This is a genomic window from Haloferax massiliensis (genome assembly GCF_001368915.1).
GTDB lineage: Archaea > Halobacteriota > Halobacteria > Halobacteriales > Haloferacaceae > Haloferax > Haloferax massiliensis.
This window is the reverse complement of sequence record NZ_CSTE01000001.1, coordinates 693,884-711,293: the sequence shown is the minus strand read 5'-3', so window position 1 is coordinate 711,293 and position 17,410 is coordinate 693,884. Positions and strand designations below refer to the sequence as shown.

Sequence of the window (17,410 nt, the reverse complement as noted above, 5' to 3'; positions counted from 1 at the left end):
ACATACCTATTTGCACGGGGGACACGTTCAAAGCGTGCCCCCACTAGGTCCTTGATTCATTACTCCATTAGCAGACAGGGATATTAAATCTTTTTCACCAGATATTAACAATTCCCGGGCGGCGTAGATTACATGAATTCCGCAAGACTCGATGGCCTATTTTTGTCGTTCTCGAAGACCGATTCGAGGCTCTTTTCGAGCACTTCGAGCCGCTGTTTCGTGTAGTCGCGGCAGTCGAACTCCTCCGCCACCTGAATCGCGGTGTCCATGTACTTGTTCACGGAGCCCTGGTGGACCGTGAGGTTCACCCGGCCGCCGCACTCCCGGCAATCGCCCGAAAGCGGCATCCGCCGGTACTTCTCGCCGCAGTCGAGACACCGCGTCTCCTGCCGCGAGAAGGCGCGGAGGTTCCCGATGAGGTCGGGGAGGAAGTGGTACTCGATGACGCGCTCGGCCACGTCAGTTTCGTCCACTGCGCGGAGTTTCCGCGCGAGGAACAGCTGGGCGTCCATCTTGTCCATCATCGACCCGAGGGTCTTGTACGCAGAGAGGTCCGGGCCGGCGGCGATATCCGTCGTGTCGTGGGTGTGGTCGAACCCCGTGTACTCGCGGTCGGTTCCGAGGTACTCCTCGGCGATGGTGACCTCGTCCTCCCAGTCGTCGGGGTCTTCCATCCGCAGCGTCGCCTCGTAGAACTCGCGGGGGTACTGCCGCACGATGTCCATGTTGTGCGCCTCGTCGTCGATTTCCGAGGGGTCGATGCGCGAGGACATGACGAGCGGCGCGTCCATCTGCCCGCCGCGCTTGTCGGGGAGATATTCTTTCGAGAAGTTGAGAAGACCGTCCATGAGGAGCATGACGCAGTCTTCGTCACCGTCGCACTGCGCGACGTGGAGGTCGTTGGCGACGAGAGAGTTGGTGTCTTCGACGGTCAACGAGTAGGTGTGGTCGACGTCACTTTCGAGGTATTCGACCGAGACGACTTCGTCGAGCCACGTATCCCCGCCGTCCGAGAAGAGGCGCTGGCCTCGGACGTCCGTGTCGTCGAGCGCGCTCGCCAGCGCCTCGCTCTTTCGGGGGAGGTGGAAACCGACTTCCTCGGCGAATCGAACCGCGTTCTCCGACGTGAGTTTGAGGACCCACGAGTCAAACGTCGGGACCTCGTCTTCGTCGTAGAACTCCGCCACCGCACCCGTCTGTGGCGTTCGGCGCTCGGAGTAGGTCTTCGAGGCGATGCCGAAGCGTTTGAGCGCGGCAACGAGGTCGCGTTTGAGGTCATCGCTCACGGTGTGCGCGCGAATCTCCACGCGGTCCGAAGACGCGCTTCCGTCGCCGGAGAAGTACGCCGACAGGAAGGACCGAAGAACCGGCTCGGGGCCGGTGAGTACCGAGTCCGGGACGCGTTTGTCCTCGGCACGCGACCCGCATCCGATAACGTCCGCAAACAGCGACTGGACGAGTCGACTCGAAACCGTGACCTTCCACTCGTTTTCCTCGAACGCGTCGACGCCGAGTGCTTCGCTAACGGTATCGAGGATGCGTTCGCGGGCGGGTTCGTCCGGGATACAGATTGTCGTCTGGTAGAAGTTTCCGGGCGATGCCCTCGTGAATCCTTCTGCGGCGTAGTACCCCAGTACAGTTCCGAATGATTCGTCGATATCGAGCACTCTCGAAACGGTCGCGGTGTCGCGACGGACACCGAGAGAAAGCTCACGCGGAAGCACGTCGACGACCGTTTCGACGTTTCCGAGGATCTCCACGAATACCGAGGCCGGAACGCTGTCGCGAGAGACCCAGTTGTAAACCGTCGAATCGCTCCGTCCGAGTCGCTCGGCGACCGGTTTCAGGTAGCCGCTCGCTTCGGTATGCTCGTCGAAGAGCGACCGGATTCGGTCCGGGCCGAGCCCCCGAATCATCAGGTCTTCGGCCGGTATCGACTCGCCGTGCAGGAACTCCGCGAGCAAGTCGAACTGGGCCGGGTCCGCGTCGATGTCGACGCGCTTGGGCGACGGAAGCGCGTCGCCTTCGGCGAGTTCGTGCGCGGGAATGCGCGTGAATCCGCCGTCGTCGGCTCGAATCACCGTATGGTCCGGGGTGACCGTTAGTTCTCTCCCGCCGCGGGTCTCGATGCGGACGAGGTGGTCCTGTGCGACGTGCTTGGAGACGGCTCCGACCGGTTTAATCGTCTCTCGACCATCTCTGGTCAGAGACGGAACGTACACGTCCCCGTCCAGTTCCTGAACGAGCGTCCCGAAATCGTCGGTCTCCGGGTCATCGAGCCGTTCCTCGACGAGCGTTCGAATCTCGTCGTATCGCCACCGGTCGGTCTCGTCTCGGTACCAGACCTTCGTCTCCGGGTGGAAGCAGTTCCGGCGTTTCGCGGCGTGAAAGTACGGATGCGCGTATCCAACCGCTGCTGTCGTGAATCCGATAACTCTGCCGACGACCGCGGCGGAGGTGTGAGGGGCCATCCCGAAGACGAGTTCGCCGATGAGGTCGTCGCGCTCTTCGATTTCGTAGAACCGGTCGAGGCCGTAGAACTGTTCGAGGAGGTCGTCGACGAAGTCGGCGGTCTGCATCATGTGCTGCGCCGCGCCGTTCGAGAGGACGATGTCCTGGACTTTGAGTTCGACCAGTTGGTCGTCGAACCGGAGGGGTTCGCCGTCGATGTCGGTCTCGTAGCCGAGTTCGCGGAAGTGGTCGGCCGTCACGTCGAGTTCCTCGGGGCGGACCGCGGTGACCGGCAGGTCGGTCATGTCGTAGCGGACGGTGCCGTCTTTGAACGACGACACGTCGTGTTTCGCGCGCAGGACGCCCTTCTCGATGGGTTCGGGCGTCTTGTTCGCGGAGGTGAGCCCCTTCACGCCCTTGAGAATCTGGAACGACGACTCGCGCTCGCCGACGCGTTCGAGAGCGTTTCGGTACTCGGTGTTGAGGTCGATGTCCTGCCACTCGGCGCTCTCGACGTCCCAGTCGCAGCGCTCGCAGTAGACGCGGCCGGACTCGTCGGGTTCGAGGACGGTCCCGCAGTCGTCGCACTCGTAGTGGGGTTCGGTGTGGCCGCCGCAGTCGGGGCACTTCGACTTGAAGCCGAACGCGCCGCAGTCGGGGCACTTGCGCCGGCCGAGGCGGACCGAAATCTGGCCGCGCTTGCCGGACTCGCCGCGGTGTCTGGCGGCGTCGCCTACGTCGCGTTGGCTCCCGCCGGCCTCGCCGATGGGAAACAGCGTGTGGACCGCAGGAGAGAGGTCGCGGCGCTCGGACTTCTCCGGGCGGCCCATGCGGTTGCCGATGCGGGTCGGCGCGCGCTCGCGGACGGCGAAGGGCGCGACCTCGTTGACGGCCTCGACGGCGTTGTCGCCGCCGTCCCACGTGCGGGCGCGCTCGGAGAGGTCGGCGAGTTCCCACGTCCGCTCGCGGTCGTCGGTGAGGCCGAGGCTCCGGGCGAGCGGTCGCCAGACGGGGACGCGAAGCGTCTCGTCGGTCTGTCGGTGGGCGACGAGCAGGTGTTCGAGCGCCTCCCGAATCTCGGGCGTGTTGTCGAGGACGAGCGTGCCCTCCAGTCCGCGCTCGGGTTCGTTTTCGTGTTCGAGCGCGGCGGCCGTGCCCCCGTCGGCTTCGGCGGCGACGACCTCGCCGGCCGCGACGGCGTCGGCGAGCGCGTCGAACCGGTCAACCGAGATGTCGTGCCAGAGGTAGGTGTAGGTGGGATGGAGCGGGGCATCGAACTCCGTCGCCCACGAGAGGGCCCGCTCGACCGACGGCGCTTCGAGGTCGACGGCGGGGTCGTCGCGGAGCGCCTGCACGTTGGCCTCGGTCGCCTCGAAGTCCTGAATCCACCACTCGTAGACGTAGGAGGCCGGCGCGAGCGGGTGGTTGTTCTCGACGAACTCGCCGAAGTTGACGAGGTACTCGCCGAGATCGAGAATCTTCTCGACGCCGTTCTGTAGCTCCTCGGCCTCCTCGGGGTCGTCGATGCGGCGCACGTCGCCGTTGGCGAGTCTGACCGTCGGCCCCTCGATGGAGTCGACGGGGACGACGCCGCCGGCCTTGCCGGGGCGCTCGGTCTTGATCTGCGTGCCGGTGGCGATGAAGTCGTCGACGATGTGCATCGTCGCGGGGTGGACGCCCGCGGTCGCGAAGCCGTGGTTGCGGGCGCGGCCGTACCGCAGGCGGAAGCCGCCGGGCGCGGAGGGGTGGCCGAACACCGGGCGGCCCGCGATGAGGTCGCGGAGGAACTTGGTCGCGGGTTCGACGCGAGTCGGCCCGTCGGGGGCCTCGCTCTCGGCGTCGTCGGCGTCCGGGTCGGCGTCCGCCTCGTCGCCCTCGGCTTCGCCCTCTCCCGCGTCGTCGGCTTTCGCGGCCTTCCCGTCGTCCTTGCCGATGGTGCCGTCGATGAGGTCTTGGAGCCACGGCCAGTCGACCTCGTCGAGTTGGCGGGTGTAGCGCTGAATCTTCGGGGCCTTGAGGGCGATGCCCTCGGCCATGACGAGACACATGCCGCCGCGGGCGGAGTTGGTGTCGACGCGTTCGAGGTCGCGGTAGCCCGAGACCTCCTCGTCGCCCGTGGCCTCGCCGTCGAGCATGATGGGCATGTTCTCGGCGATGAAGCGCGACTCCTTGTCCTTCGGCGAGTACTGGAGGCCGGTCTCCTTGTCGTAGAGGTTTATCTCCTCGACGTAGCGCTCGACCTCGTCGGTTCGGGCCTTGTACTCGTCGATGTCGAGAAGCGAGCGGGCGTAGTCGGCGACGAGCACGGACAGCGCCTGCGCGGTGCCGCCCGCCGAGCGAATCGGACCGGCGTAGTAGACGTTGACGAACTCCGTGCCGTCGTCGTTTTCGAGGATTTCGACGCGGTCGATGCCCTCGATGGGCGCGGCGACGACCCCCTCGGTGAGGAGGGCGACGGCGGTGCGGACCGCGCCCTCGACTTTGCCCTCGCGGGAGTCGTAGTCGCCGACGTTGCCGTCGACGAAGTCGGTCACGAGTTCGAGCGCGGCCTCCTCGCGGGACATCTCGCCTTCGAGTTCGCGGACGCGCTCTGCGACGCCGTCGATGCCGAGGATGTTCTCGACGCGGTCGGCCATGTCCTTGGCGACCGGAATCTCGACTTCGGTCTTCGGGTCGTACCCCGTCGCCTTCGCGGCCTCCGCGAGGTCGAACGCCTCGTCGAGGCGGGCTTCGATGCGACGGAAGTACCGGGAGTCCTCCTCGCGCACGGTTACAGCCAGAGGTCGAGGTCGGTCACCGCGTCGTGGTCGCGTTCGAGCGGTTCCTCGAAGGCGCGGAGGTTCAGTTCGCCCGCGAAGACGGTCGCCGAGTCGAGGTGACCCGCGAGCGCCTGTCCGCTGCGTCGGGAGAGAATCGCGTGCGTGTGTGCGAAGGGCTCGCCGTCGAGGAGCGCGACGTTACCCACGCAGGCGGCGACTTCGAGCGGCTCGTCGAACGTCACGGACTGGTACTCCTGGTCCGTCTGGTCGTAGAACCAGAGTTCGGCGTCCTGGACGGCGCCCATGGCGTTGAACCACGCGGACTCGATGCCCTTGCGCGCGCAGAACTCCTCGATCTCCTCGCGCCAGTCCGCACCGTGTTCGAGGCGGGCGAGGTACTCCTCGCTCACCGTCACCGCTCGAGCGTTCATGTAGCGTACCACGAGCGAGTCGGACTAAAATGTGAATGGTCTGCTCGCCGGGGAGGCGAGCGGGGCCGGAGCGGTTATCGCCACTCGTCGAGCGCGAGCGCGTCGGCTACGTCAGAAGCGAGCCACGCGTCGTCGCGGGAGATATCCGCGATAATAAGACGCTGGCCCGTCTGAGAGCGATCCACCGAGGCCATGACCTCGGCGTCCAAGTCGTCGACGGAAGCCGTCGCATCCGGCGTCATGTATGATACATAGTGACACCCCTATATAAGTGGACCGAAACGACGGGGCGAGACGGACCGGGACGGCCGGCTCAGCCCCAAAACTGAGGGTGAAACCTCAAACGAGTTCTATAGGGATTCTCGTGGCAGTTTTCGCCGCTTGGGTATGGAACTACATCCCTTCCACGCTACACTATATCAAACAAATCGAATACGGTAAGTTTATCCACGCGCCCCGAAAATTTTGGTCTGAATGCCAGACACTAACAAACTCTCGCGTCGCCGCTTTCTGAAGGCAACGGGTGGAGCCGCCACGGCCGCCGCCCTCGCCGGTTGTACCGGCGGTGACGGTGAAGAGACGACGACCGAATCCGGTGGCGAGGGAACCACCACCGCGACGACCCAAGAGGACACGGGCACGGAGCTGTCCGGTTCGGTGTTCAACCGCATCCTCTCGGGGACCATCACGACGATGGACCCCGTCGCCGCGACTGACACGTCGTCGGGCATCCTCATCCAGCAGGTCTTCGACTGCTTGATGTCCTACCAGAACGCCCTCCCGACGGTCGAAAACGAACTCGCCGCGGACTACACGGTCTCCGACGACTTCACGACCTACACGTTCGAGCTCGCCGACGCCACCTACCACAACGGCGAGCAGGTCACCGCCTCCGACTTCATCTACTCGTGGGAGCGCCTCGCGGCCTCCGAGAACAGCCGCCGCGCCTACTTCATCCTCGACTCCGTCGGCGTCGAACACGAGACGGAGACCGTCACGCAGGACGGCGAGGAGACCGAGGTGTACAAACCCGGTTCGCTCGGCCTCGAAGTCGGCGAGACGGAGACCGAACTCGTCGTCAACCTCTCGGAGCCGTTCCACGACACCCTTGAGATGTTCGCCTACACCTCCTTCGCCGCCCTCCCCGAGGGCGTCCTCGGCGACATCGAGGGCCACGACGGCCAGATGGAGTACACCGAGTTCGCGTCGAACAACCCCATCGGCGCGGGTCCGTTCGAGTTCGCCTTCTGGGAACAGGGCACCGCCGCGGCCGTCTCCAAGTACGACGACTACTACGGGCAGGCCGCGCAGGTCGACAACGTCCGCTGGCAGGTCATCGAGGACGACACGGCCCGCTACAACTACGCGATGAACGAGAACGCGGACTACTTCACGCTGCCCACCGCGCAGTACGACCCCGGACTGGCCCAGGTGGAGTCGACCGACGAGTACGGCCGCGAAATCGGGACGTACGGCCCGGTCCGCAACGGGAAGACGCTCAACTACGTCGGCGTCCCGACGCTGTCGATTTACTACGTCGGCTTCAACATGAACAAGGTCCCGAAGGCGGTCCGTCAGGCGTTCGCCTACGTCCTGAACCAAGACCAGATGGTCTCGGAAGTGTTCAAGGGCCGCGGCTCCGCGGCGGAACTCTTTACGCCCCCGACCATCTTCCCCGGCGGCGCGCAGGCCGCGAGCGACCTCGTCAGCTCCGACTACCCGTACAGCGCGGGCGAGACGGACATCGAGGCCGCCCGACAGGTCATGGAGGAGGCCGGCTACGGCCCGGACAACCAGTTCGAGGTCCAGTGGACCCAGTACAACTCCAACGCGTGGGAGGAGATGGCGAGCATCCTCCGCGACCAGCTCGCGTCCGCCCACGTCAACATGCAGATTCAGAAGGCCGACTTCTCGACGCTCCTCGAACGCGGCCGCAACGGCCAGCTCGAAGCGTACACCCTCGGCTGGATCGCCGACTGGCCGGCCCCGGACAACTTCCTGCAGCTCATGAACCCGCCGCAGACGGACACGTCCAAGCAGGGTCCGATTTCGTACGTCAACTGGACGAGCGAGAACGGCGACGCGGCCCAACAGGCGACCGACGCCTACCAGCAGGTCGTCAACAACCCGGCTCCGACCGACGAGGCCCAGCAGGTCCGCGACGAGGCCTACGTCAACATCGAGCTGGCCAACTGGGAGGACGTTGCGATGCTGCCCATCTACAACCAGAAAGAGGAGGCGTTCTGGTACGACACCGTCGAAATCGAGCCGTTCGGTGGGATGGGTCCGAGCCGTCAGAAGCTCAACAACGTCACCCTCAACCGATAACGCCGGGGAACACGGGCACGCCCTCGCGTCCCGTCCGAATCGAACTCCCGGATATTTTTGACAAGCGTATAGTTAGTCGCTACTATGTGGCATAATCTGGCGTTAGAGTTGCTGAAACAGCAGTATTGGGACTTCGAAGCGCAAGACATAACCATACCACTCAGTAAACCCTTACAATAATGTCCGCTCGAACGGTCTGCGAGGTGATGCCATGAGTCGATGGCAGTACTTCCTCCGCAGGGTACTGATGTCGATTCCTGTCGTCATCTTCGGGACGACGATTACGTTTGCCCTCATCCGCCTGGGGCCGCTCGACCCCGTGTCGGCGATTCTGGGGACGCAATACAACCCGCAGGCGGCAGAACAGATTCGAACGAACCTCGGATTGAACCAGCCGCTCTGGAGTCAGTACCTCGACTTCATGTACGAGCTGTTCACCTTCCAACTCGGCCAGTCGTGGGTCATCGCGCCCGGGACGACCGCGTACGAACTCATCGAGATCTACGCGCCCCGGACGATTTGGCTCGGCTTCTGGTCGGTGCTCATCGCGCTGTTCGTCGGGATTCCGCTCGGCTTCTACGCCGGATTGAACCCGAACACGCCGTCCGACTACGTCGCCTCCTTCGGCGGAATCGTCTGGCGCGCGATGCCGAACTTCTGGCTGGCAATCATGCTCGTCACGGCCCTCTCACAGCTCGGGACGTGGACGAACGGCCTGTTCACGTGGCAGACGTGGATCGTCAGGACGAACGTCGTCACGCCGCCGGCGCTGGGCTTCTTCCAATCGCCGGTCGAGCAGTTCCTCGCCGACCCCGGCGGGTGGACCGAGTCGTTCATCCGGGCGACGAAGCAGATCGCCCCGGCGGCGCTGGTCCTCGGGTCGGCGTCGATGGGTAACGAGATGCGTATCGGCCGCACCGCCGTCCTCGAAACCATCAACTCGAACTACGTCGAGACCGCCCGCGCGAAGGGTGTCTCCGGGCGCTCGCTCGTCTGGAAGCACATCTTCCGGAACGCGCTCATCCCGCTCGTGCCCATCATCACGGGCGAGGCGTTCCTGCTTCTCGGCGGGTCGGTGTTCGTCGAGACGGTCTTCGCCATCAACGGCCTCGGGTGGCTGTTCTTCAACGCCGCCATCAACGGGGACCTGCCGCTCATCGGGACGCTGATGTTCATCTTCATCCTCATCCTGGTCGGCACGAACATCCTGCAGGACTTCCTGTACACGATTATCGACCCGCGCGTCGGGTACGACGGGTGAATCACAGTGAGCACGACAACCGAAACCGAGATTCCGCTCCGACAACGAGTCGCTGAGAACCCCCAGCCAGCGCTGATTTGGGCCGCCGTCGGTGCCGTCCTCATCGGCGTCGAGCTGGGCGCTATCCTCCAAGTCGTCGGCGCCGTCGCCGGCGTGGTCGTCAACCTCCTCCCCGGTGACCCCGGCGCGTCCGCCGTCCAGTCGTTGCAGGCGGCGTTCAACGCGGTTCCGACGCTCGTCTCCCGCGACGTGATTCCGAACCAGGGCTACTGGAACGGAACGGGCTACGAGAACACCTTCCTCGGGCTCTCGCCCGCAGTCGCGTGGTTCATCCGGGTCGCGTTCGTCTACGCGTACGCCTTCGCAGTGCTGGCGTGGGCGTGGAACGGCTACACCCGATTCCGCCGCCACTACCGCCGCGTCGACTGGACGCCGCGGGACGACGTGGTCAACCGCTTCCGGGGTCACTCCTGGGGCAAGTTCGGGCTCGTTATCGTCATCACGTTTGTGGTCATGGCGGTATTCGCGCCCGCGCTCGGGCCGACCACGATGGAGCGGAACATCCTCCAGCCGTACGACTACGAGGTCACCTACTGGAGCGAAGACACCCAGAGCACCGAGACGGTCCTCGTCGGCGAGGCCAACCTCGGCTCGGGGTCGCAGGGCGCGGGTGACGAGAACGTCGCGCCGCTGACGTACGACGACTACGGGCGGTTCCATCCGTTCGGCACGGCGACGAACGGGAAGGACCTGTTCACACAGGTGGTGTTCGGGGCCAGGATATCCCTGACCATCGCCGTCGTCGCCATGGGCATCGCCGGGCTCATCGGACTCGGCTTGGCCATGATAACGGCGTACTACAAGGGGCTGGCGGACTTGGCGACGGTGTTAGTCTCCGACTCGGTACAGGCGTTGCCGGTCATCATGGTCCTCATCTTGATGCTCGTCATCTTCCAGAACACCTGGGTCAGGGAGTTGTACGACGGCGCGGTGCTCATCATCCTCATCTTCAGCGTCGTCTACTGGCCGTTCATCTGGCGGTCGATACGTGGCCCGGCGCTCCAGGTGTCCGAGGAGGACTGGATCGACGCCGCGAAGTCGTTCGGACAGACGCCGACGCAGGTCATGCGCAAGCACATGGCCCCCTACGTGTTCAGCTACATGCTCATCTACGCCTCGCTCAGTCTCGGTGGAATCATCATTAGCGTCGCCGGGCTCTCGTATCTCGGGCTCGGCATCACCGCGCCGACCCCCGAGTGGGGGCGGCTCATCGCCAACGGACAGCAGTACGTCGCGAGCCCCTCGTGGCACATCTCGCTGGTTCCCGGCCTCCTCATCACGCTCGTCGTGACCGGGCTGAACGCCTTCGGCGACGGCATCCGCGACGCCATCGACCCGCAGGCGGACACCGGTGACGAGGCCGCCGCCACGGGAGGTGGCGCATGAGCACCGAACAGGCGCGTTCGACCCGCACCGGGGGCGAGCCCCTGCTCTCCGTCGAGAACCTCCGGACGTCGTTCTACACCGACAAGGAGGTCATCCGAGCGGTCGACGGCATCTCGTTCGACATTTTCCGCGGCGAGACCGTGGGCATCGTCGGCGAGTCCGGCTCCGGCAAGTCCGTCACGGCCCGCTCTATCATGCGACTGGTCGAGAACCCCGGCCGCATCGAGAACGGCCGCATCATGTACGACGGCGAGGACCTCCTCGACAAGTCGCCGAAGCAGATGCGCTCCATCCGCGGCGGCAGTATCGCCATGGTGTTTCAGGACCCGCTGACGAGCCTGAACCCCGTTTACACCGTCGGCAACCAGATCAAGGAGGCGCTTCGCCTCCACCGCGGGCTGAGCGGGTCGAAGGCAACGAAGGAGGCAATCGAACTGCTCGAAGCGGTCGGGATTCCGGACGCCCACCGTCGCGTCCGCGAGTACCCCCACCAGTTCTCCGGCGGGATGCGCCAGCGCGCCGTCATCGCGATGGCGCTCGCGTGCGACCCCGAACTGCTCATCTGCGACGAGCCGACGACCGCGCTCGACGTGACCATCCAGGCGCAGATTCTGGAGCTCCTCGAAGAGCTTCAAGAAGAGCGCGACCTCGGCATCATGTTCATCACCCACGACATGGGCGTCATCGCCGAAATCGCCGACCGCGTCAACGTGATGTACGCGGGCGAAATCGTCGAGAGCGCCCCCGTCGTCGAACTGTTCGAATCGCCGAAACACCCCTACACGCAGGGGCTTCTCAACTCCATCCCCGGACAGGGACTCGACGAGAACGAGCGCCTCGCGACCATCGAGGGCGACGTGCCGACGCCGAACGAGGACCCGACGTACTGCCGGTTCGCCCCCCGGTGTCCGAAGGCGTTCGCCGAGTGCGACACGGTCCACCCCGAACCCGTCGACGTCGGCGACGGCGCGGGCGACCACCGCGCGTCGTGTCTGCTGTACCCCGAAGACCTCCCCACGGAGGAGGCGGTCGCCGTCCACCGGGAGGGCGGACAGCGCGGAGGTGACACGCGATGAGTACCACACCCACTGAAGAAGAGCGACCCACGACGGCGCGCGGAGAGACCATTCTCGAAGTCAACGACCTCAAGACCTACTACGAGGACGGCGGCCTCCTCGGGAGCAATCCCGTGAAGGCGGTCGACGGCGTCTCGTTCGACATCCAGCGCGGCGAGACGCTCGGGCTCGTCGGCGAGTCCGGCTGTGGGAAGTCCACGCTCGGCCGCACGCTGATGCGCCTCGAAGAGGCCACCGCGGGCGAGGTCAAACTCAACGGCACGGACATCACCACGCTGTCCGGCTCCGACCTCAAGCAGTTCCGCAAGGACGTGCAGATGGTGTTCCAGGACCCCGATTCGAGCCTCAACGAGCGGATGACCGTCGGCGAAATCGTCCGCGAGCCGCTCGACGTCCACGACTGGAAGACGCCGTCCGAACGCCGCGAGCGCGTCCGCGAACTGCTCGAAACCGTCGGCCTGCAGGAACAGCACTACTACCGCTACCCCCACCAGTTCTCCGGCGGCCAGCGCCAGCGCATCGGCATCGCCCGCGCGCTCGCGCTCGAACCGGAGTTCATCATCCTCGACGAGCCGGTGTCGGCGCTCGACGTGTCCGTGCAGGCGAAGATTCTCAACCTGCTCGAAGACCTGCAAAACGAGTTCGGGCTGACGTACCTGTTTATCGCCCACGACCTCGCGGTCGTCCGCCACATCTGCGACCGCGTCGCCGTGATGTACCTCGGCAACATGATGGAAATCGGCCCGGCCGACGAGCTGTTCGACGAGCCGGCGAACCCGTACACCCACGCGCTGTTGTCGTCGATTCCGGAGCCTGACCCGACGGTCGAGCGCGACCGCATCACCCTTCGCGGGACGCCGCCGAGCCCGCGGGACCCGCCGGCGGGCTGTCCGTTCTCGACGCGCTGTCCGGTGAAGATTCGCCCGGCGGCGTACAGGGACATGGACCCCGACGTCTGGGAGCGCATCGAGGTCTTCCGCGAGGTGCTTCGGGAGCGCTCGCGCGCCGACCCGTCGCTCGGCGACCGCGTTCGAGAACTGCTCGGCCGCGAGAGCCACCGCGCCGGCATGGACGAAATCATCCCCGAACTGTTCGGCGACCTCGACGTGCCGTCGGACGTGATGACCCACGTCCGCGAGGCCGCCGACTACGCCGAAAACGACGACGAAGACGCCGCGCGGACCTACCTCCGCGAGGAGTTCGGAAGCGTCTGTGACCACGAGCGGCCCGAACAGCTCGCGGTCGGCGACCGGGGGCGACTGAGCCTCTGTCACCGCCACGACGCCGAGTACGAGGAGCCGGCGACCGTCTTCGAGACGCTCGTCCGATAGCCATGGAGTTCGACCCACGCCGACTCGGCGTCAAGGCCATCGACGCCGTGGTCTACGCCGTCTCGCTCACCGGCGTGGTGTTCGTCGTGACCGCCGTCGTGAGCACGCTCGCCGGCAACGGACTGCCCGGCGCGAAGTGGCTCATGTTCTTTCTCGGGTTCGCCATGTTCGGCTACGCGTCGCTCAAAGTCCGCCCGAAGGCGGCGTGGAAACGCGGGGACGGAAACGGCGGAAACGGCGGCAACGGCGACAGCGACGGCGGCCTGTTCTCGGGGAGCGACGAGCCCGTCGGCGTCGAGAAGCTCGTCGGGGACGCCCTCGACGCGATACTGCCGCCGCGACTGCGACCGGCGACGGGCGACGAGCGGCCGTCGAGCGGGGTGAAACTCCTCCTCGCGTCGGTCTGTATCCTCGCGACCTCCTACGCGATGGAGGTCGTCTTCGAAATCAACTACTGACCGGCCCCGGACCGCCCGCGACCTTCGATGCCTTTTACCATACACGTCGTCCAGAACGGGTATGGCCGAACTCGGAGACGACGAGACGCCCGAGGTCGAACGCATCGCCGGCGAGGCGGACCGTCGCCGCGAGGCGTGGGGCGCGACGCTCGACGACATGACCGCGATGGCCGACGAGTTCGAGGACGACGGGTGGACGACGGTCCGCATCGCCGCGGGCGACAGCGGCCCGTTCGGTCCCTCCAGCGGGAAGGGCGACGAGGGGGCGTTCGGCCTCGCGTACGTCATCCCCGGCGACAAGGCCGAGACGGTTTCCGACCTGTTCGAGGCGACCTCGTTCCCCGAGTACGAGGTGTACCGCGCGGAGAACGACGGCCGCGTCTACATGGTGACGGCGCTGTTCTCGCCGGACGCCGAGACCGCGGTGTTCATCGCCGGCGCGTGGGACCTCCGCGAGGCGCTTGAGTGCGCGACCGTCGCCGTCGAGGAGGGGCGGATGTACACCTACCTCCAGAAACTCGACGGCACCGTCGTGGGCGTCGTCGAACACGACGACCCCGAGAAGTTCTTCCCCAACCTCGACGCGATTCGGCGGTACGCGCCGAACAGCGGCGACGACGCGGCCGGCGAGAACTGAGCCGGAGGCCGCGCCGTCCGCGGGTCGTCGCCCGCGTCGTGGACGCGCCCGTGAGCGGCGGCGGACGCCTGCCAACGAGGCGAAAGCGTTCGCAGAGTACATTAGGCGGGGGAAAGAAAGCGGGTGTATGAAAGTAGCCGACGCGATGACCCGCGGCGAGGAGGTCGTGACGGTGTCCCTGCCGGGCACCCGCGACGACGTTCTGGAATACCTCCAAGAGCGTGGGTTCTCTTCTGTTCCTGTGGTGAAAGAGACCGACGAGGGGACGAAGTACCGGGGGCTCATCTCTCGGGAGGACCTCATCGAGCACCCCGACGAGGACCAACTGGCGGTGCTCGTCCGCGAGGTGCCGACCGCGAGCGCCGACGACGAGCTCGAAGCGGTGGCCGCGACGATGGTCTCGGAGGGCGCGCGCCGAATCCCCGTCGTCGACGGCGACGCCATCGAGGGCATCCTCACCGTCACCGACGTGGTCCGGGCCATCGCCCGCGGCGACATCGACGGCGAGACCGAGGTCGGCGACGTCGCCGCCCGCGACGTGAACACGACGTACGTCGACGTGCCGCTCCACATCGTCGAGCGGGAGATTTTCTACGCGAACGTGCCCTACGCCATCGTCCTCGACGACGAGGCCTCGCTGGCCGGCATCGTGACCGAAGTCGACATCATCGAGGTCGCCCGCGTCGTCGAAGGCGAGGCCGGCACCGGCGATTCGGTCGCCAACCAGGACGACGAGTGGATGTGGGAGGGAATCAAGGCGGTGGGCAACCGCTACATCCCGACCCGGAACGTCGAGATTCCGGCCGAGCCGGTCTCGAAGTTCATGACCGACGACCTCGTGAGCGTCGCGACGCGCGTCACCGCCAAGGACGCCGCCCAGACGATGATTCGCGAGGACATCGAGCAGATTCCGCTGGTGTCCGGCGACGAACTCATCGGCGTCGTCCGCGACGTCAACCTGCTGGAGGCGCTGTATGAGTGAGGGCGACGAGTCCGCCGCGCTCACCGAACTCGCAAAGCGCCGGGGCTTTTTCTTCGGCTCCTCGGAGGCCTACGGCGGCGTCGGCGGGTTCTACACCTACGGCCCGCAGGGCGCGGCCCTGAAGTCCAACGTCGAGGAGGCGTGGCGCGAGCGCTTCGCCGTCCAGGAGGGCAACCTCGAAATCGAAGCGCCGACCATCATGCCCGAACCCGTCTTCGAGGCGTCGGGCCACCTCGACGGCTTCGACGACATGCTCGTCGAGTGCGCCGAGTGCGGCGAGTCCCACCGCGCGGACCACCTCATCGAGGACAACTCCGAGCTAGAGGACGCGGAGACGCTGTCGCCCGAGGAAGCGGCGGAGAAAATCGCCGACCTCGGCCTCGTCTGTCCGACCTGCGGCGCGGACCTCGCCGGCCAGTCGGTCGAGGACTTCAACCTCATGTTCGAGACGAACATCGGCCCCGGCTCGTCGACGCCGGGCTACCTCCGGCCCGAGACGGCGCAGGGCATCTTCGTGGAGTTCCCGCGCATCAAGGAGTACGCGCGAAACAGCCTCCCGTTCGGCGTGACGCAGGTCGGTCGCGCCTACCGCAACGAGATTTCGCCGCGGAAGAGCATCGTCCGCACCCGCGAGTTCACGCAGGCCGAACTGGAGCACTTCATCGACCCCGAGCGCGACGAGGCCGACCTCTCCGCGGTCGAGGACGTCGAGGTGCTTCTGTACCCCGCGACCGAACAGGAGGCCGACGGCGGCGACTACGTCGAGACGACCATCGGCGAGGCCGTCGAAGACGGTATCATCGGCAACGCGTGGCTCGGCTACTTCCTCGGCATCGCCCAGGAGTGGTACGAGACGGTCGGCGTCGACATGGACCGCTTCCGCTTCCGCCAGCACCTCGCGGGCGAGCGCGCCCACTACTCCTCGGACTGCTGGGACGCCGAGAGCGAGGTCGACGGCGACTGGATAGAGATCGCGGGGTTCTCGTACCGCAGCGACTACGACCTCTCGAAGCACGGCGAGTACGGCGACGACGACTTCACCGTCTTCCAGCAGTACGACGAGCCGAAGACGGTCGAGCGCGCCGTCGTCGACCCCGACATGGCGACGCTCGGCCCCGAGTTCGGCGCGCAGGCCGCCGACGTGGCCGAGGCGCTGGAGACGCTCGCCGAGCGCGACCCCGACGCCTTCGACGCCGACGAGGTGACCCTCGACGTCGACGGCGAGGAAATCACCGTCGACGCCGACGTGGCCAACTTCTCGGTCGAGACGCAGACAGAGGCGGGCGAGCACATCACGCCGCACGTGGTCGAGCCCTCGTTCGGTATCGACCGCACGGTGTACACGCTCCTCGCGCACGCGTACGAGACCGACGAGGTCGACGGTGAGGCGCGGAGCTACCTCTCGCTTTCGCCGTCGGTCGCGCCGACGAACGTCGGCGTCTTCCCGCTCGTGAGCAACGTCGACGAGCTTGTCGACCTCGCGGACGACGTGGCCGAAGAACTCCGCGCGGCCGGCTTCGCGGTCGTCTACGACGACTCCGGCAGCATCGGTCGGCGCTACCGCCGACAGGACGAGGTGGGCACGCCGTTCTGCATCACCATCGACCGCGACGGGCTCGAAGGCGACGGCGGCGACACCGTCACCATCCGCGAGCGCGACAGCGGCAAGCAGGTCCGACTGCCCGTCGACGACCTCGTCGGAACGCTCGTCGGCCTGCGCGCCGGCACCGCCTCGTTCGACGACGTGCTCGACGAGAACGAGGTCGTCGAGGCGTAACCCGCCGTGGGGCGACCGAGCACCGCCGAGGTGAAGCGGCGACTGGTCCACGCGAGCGGTTCGGGGATGCCGCTTTTGTACCTCCTCGGGCTGGTCGAGTGGCGTACCCTCGGGTATCTGTTCGTCTTCCTCGCGGCGGTCGTCAGCGTCCTCGAACTGCTCCGGCTGTTCGGCGGCCTCGAATGGGTCGTCTACGACGAGCTCACCCGCGAGTACGAACAGGACAACGTCGCCGGCTACGCGCTGTACGTCTACAGCCAGACCGCCGTCGCGCTGGTGTTCGGCCCACACATCGCGGTGCCGGGGATGCTCATGCTCACCATCGGCGACCCGATAAGCGGCCTCATGGGCTCCGCGCCGGTGGGCGAACTGAAGTCGGCGCGGACGCTCGCGGCGATGTTCGCGGTCTGTTTCGTCCTCGCCGCGCCGTTCGTGATTCCCGTCTTCGGGGTCGTCGCGGGCGGCCTCGCCGC

13 protein-coding genes are annotated in these 17,410 nt (G+C 66.1%); 10 read left to right on the top strand and 3 right to left on the bottom strand.

The window, feature by feature from the left end:
* Nucleotides 1–128 precede the first annotated feature (128 nt).
* The 3 genes from BN996_RS03390 to BN996_RS19965 all read right to left on the bottom strand — a co-directional run bounded on the left by BN996_RS03390 (nucleotide 129) and on the right by BN996_RS19965 (nucleotide 5,883).
* Nucleotides 129–5,219, bottom strand: coding sequence for a DNA polymerase II large subunit (locus BN996_RS03390; RefSeq protein ID WP_089777165.1), 5,091 nt, complete (start codon nucleotides 5,217–5,219; stop codon nucleotides 129–131).
* Between the two features lie 2 nt (nucleotides 5,220–5,221).
* Nucleotides 5,222–5,641: a PPC domain-containing DNA-binding protein gene (locus BN996_RS03385; RefSeq protein WP_004968803.1), complete on the bottom strand. Its 420-nt coding sequence runs from the start codon at nucleotides 5,639–5,641 to the stop codon at nucleotides 5,222–5,224.
* A gap of 74 nt (nucleotides 5,642–5,715) precedes the next feature.
* Nucleotides 5,716–5,883 (bottom strand): DUF7556 family protein, encoded by a 168-nt coding sequence (locus tag BN996_RS19965; protein WP_167344094.1) that lies wholly within the window; start codon nucleotides 5,881–5,883, stop codon nucleotides 5,716–5,718.
* A gap of 232 nt (nucleotides 5,884–6,115) precedes the next feature.
* On the opposite strand from BN996_RS19965, the gene BN996_RS03380 reads away from it, so the two are divergent.
* The 10 genes from BN996_RS03380 to BN996_RS03335 form a co-directional block, all read left to right on the top strand.
* On the top strand, nucleotides 6,116–7,969 hold the full coding sequence (locus tag BN996_RS03380; protein WP_089777164.1) for an ABC transporter substrate-binding protein: 1,854 nt from the start codon (nucleotides 6,116–6,118) through the stop codon (nucleotides 7,967–7,969).
* A 211-nt stretch (nucleotides 7,970–8,180) separates the two neighbouring features.
* Entirely contained in the window at nucleotides 8,181–9,230 is a 1,050-nt protein-coding gene (locus BN996_RS03375; RefSeq protein WP_004968800.1) for an ABC transporter permease, read from the top strand.
* A 6-nt stretch (nucleotides 9,231–9,236) separates the two neighbouring features.
* Entirely contained in the window at nucleotides 9,237–10,676 is a 1,440-nt protein-coding gene (locus tag BN996_RS03370) for an ABC transporter permease (protein ID WP_007275833.1), read from the top strand.
* A complete protein-coding gene (locus BN996_RS03365) occupies nucleotides 10,673–11,752 on the top strand; it encodes an ABC transporter ATP-binding protein (RefSeq protein ID WP_007275832.1) in 1,080 nt (359 codons plus the stop codon). The genes BN996_RS03370 and BN996_RS03365 overlap by 4 nt, the downstream gene beginning before the upstream one ends.
* Nucleotides 11,749–13,083, top strand: a complete 1,335-nt coding sequence (locus BN996_RS03360; RefSeq protein ID WP_089777163.1) for an ABC transporter ATP-binding protein — start codon at nucleotides 11,749–11,751, stop codon at nucleotides 13,081–13,083. The genes BN996_RS03365 and BN996_RS03360 overlap by 4 nt, the downstream gene beginning before the upstream one ends.
* A gap of 2 nt (nucleotides 13,084–13,085) precedes the next feature.
* Nucleotides 13,086–13,541 (top strand): DUF7555 family protein, encoded by a 456-nt coding sequence (locus BN996_RS03355; protein ID WP_089777162.1) that lies wholly within the window; start codon nucleotides 13,086–13,088, stop codon nucleotides 13,539–13,541.
* 61 nt (nucleotides 13,542–13,602) lie between these two features.
* Nucleotides 13,603–14,178, top strand: a complete 576-nt coding sequence (locus BN996_RS03350) for a DUF7529 family protein (RefSeq protein WP_089777161.1) — start codon at nucleotides 13,603–13,605, stop codon at nucleotides 14,176–14,178.
* Nucleotides 14,179–14,305: 127 nt separating this feature from the next.
* Nucleotides 14,306–15,160, top strand: coding sequence for a CBS domain-containing protein (locus tag BN996_RS03345; protein WP_089777160.1), 855 nt, complete (start codon nucleotides 14,306–14,308; stop codon nucleotides 15,158–15,160).
* Nucleotides 15,153–16,937, top strand: coding sequence for a glycine--tRNA ligase (glyS, locus tag BN996_RS03340; RefSeq protein ID WP_089777159.1), 1,785 nt, complete (start codon nucleotides 15,153–15,155; stop codon nucleotides 16,935–16,937). Before BN996_RS03345 ends, glyS begins: the two co-directional genes overlap by 8 nt.
* Before the next feature lie 6 nt (nucleotides 16,938–16,943).
* Nucleotides 16,944–17,410, top strand: a 467-nt coding sequence (locus BN996_RS03335; RefSeq protein WP_089777307.1) for a dolichol kinase, incomplete at its 3' end; no start/stop codon positions are given.

Coding starts and splice junctions, on each gene's coding strand:
- BN996_RS03385 (WP_004968803.1), bottom strand. CDS start 5,641: ATGAACGCTCGAGCGGTGACGGTGAGCGAGGAGTACCTCGCCCGCCTC.
- BN996_RS19965 (WP_167344094.1), bottom strand. CDS start 5,883: ATGACGCCGGATGCGACGGCTTCCGTCGACGACTTGGACGCCGAGGTC.
- BN996_RS03380 (WP_089777164.1), top strand. CDS start 6,116: ATGCCAGACACTAACAAACTCTCGCGTCGCCGCTTTCTGAAGGCAACG.
- BN996_RS03375 (WP_004968800.1), top strand. CDS start 8,181: ATGAGTCGATGGCAGTACTTCCTCCGCAGGGTACTGATGTCGATTCCT.
- BN996_RS03365 (WP_007275832.1), top strand. CDS start 10,673: ATGAGCACCGAACAGGCGCGTTCGACCCGCACCGGGGGCGAGCCCCTG.
- BN996_RS03360 (WP_089777163.1), top strand. CDS start 11,749: ATGAGTACCACACCCACTGAAGAAGAGCGACCCACGACGGCGCGCGGA.
- BN996_RS03355 (WP_089777162.1), top strand. CDS start 13,086: ATGGAGTTCGACCCACGCCGACTCGGCGTCAAGGCCATCGACGCCGTG.
- BN996_RS03350 (WP_089777161.1), top strand. CDS start 13,603: ATGGCCGAACTCGGAGACGACGAGACGCCCGAGGTCGAACGCATCGCC.
- BN996_RS03345 (WP_089777160.1), top strand. CDS start 14,306: ATGAAAGTAGCCGACGCGATGACCCGCGGCGAGGAGGTCGTGACGGTG.
- glyS (WP_089777159.1), top strand. CDS start 15,153: ATGAGTGAGGGCGACGAGTCCGCCGCGCTCACCGAACTCGCAAAGCGC.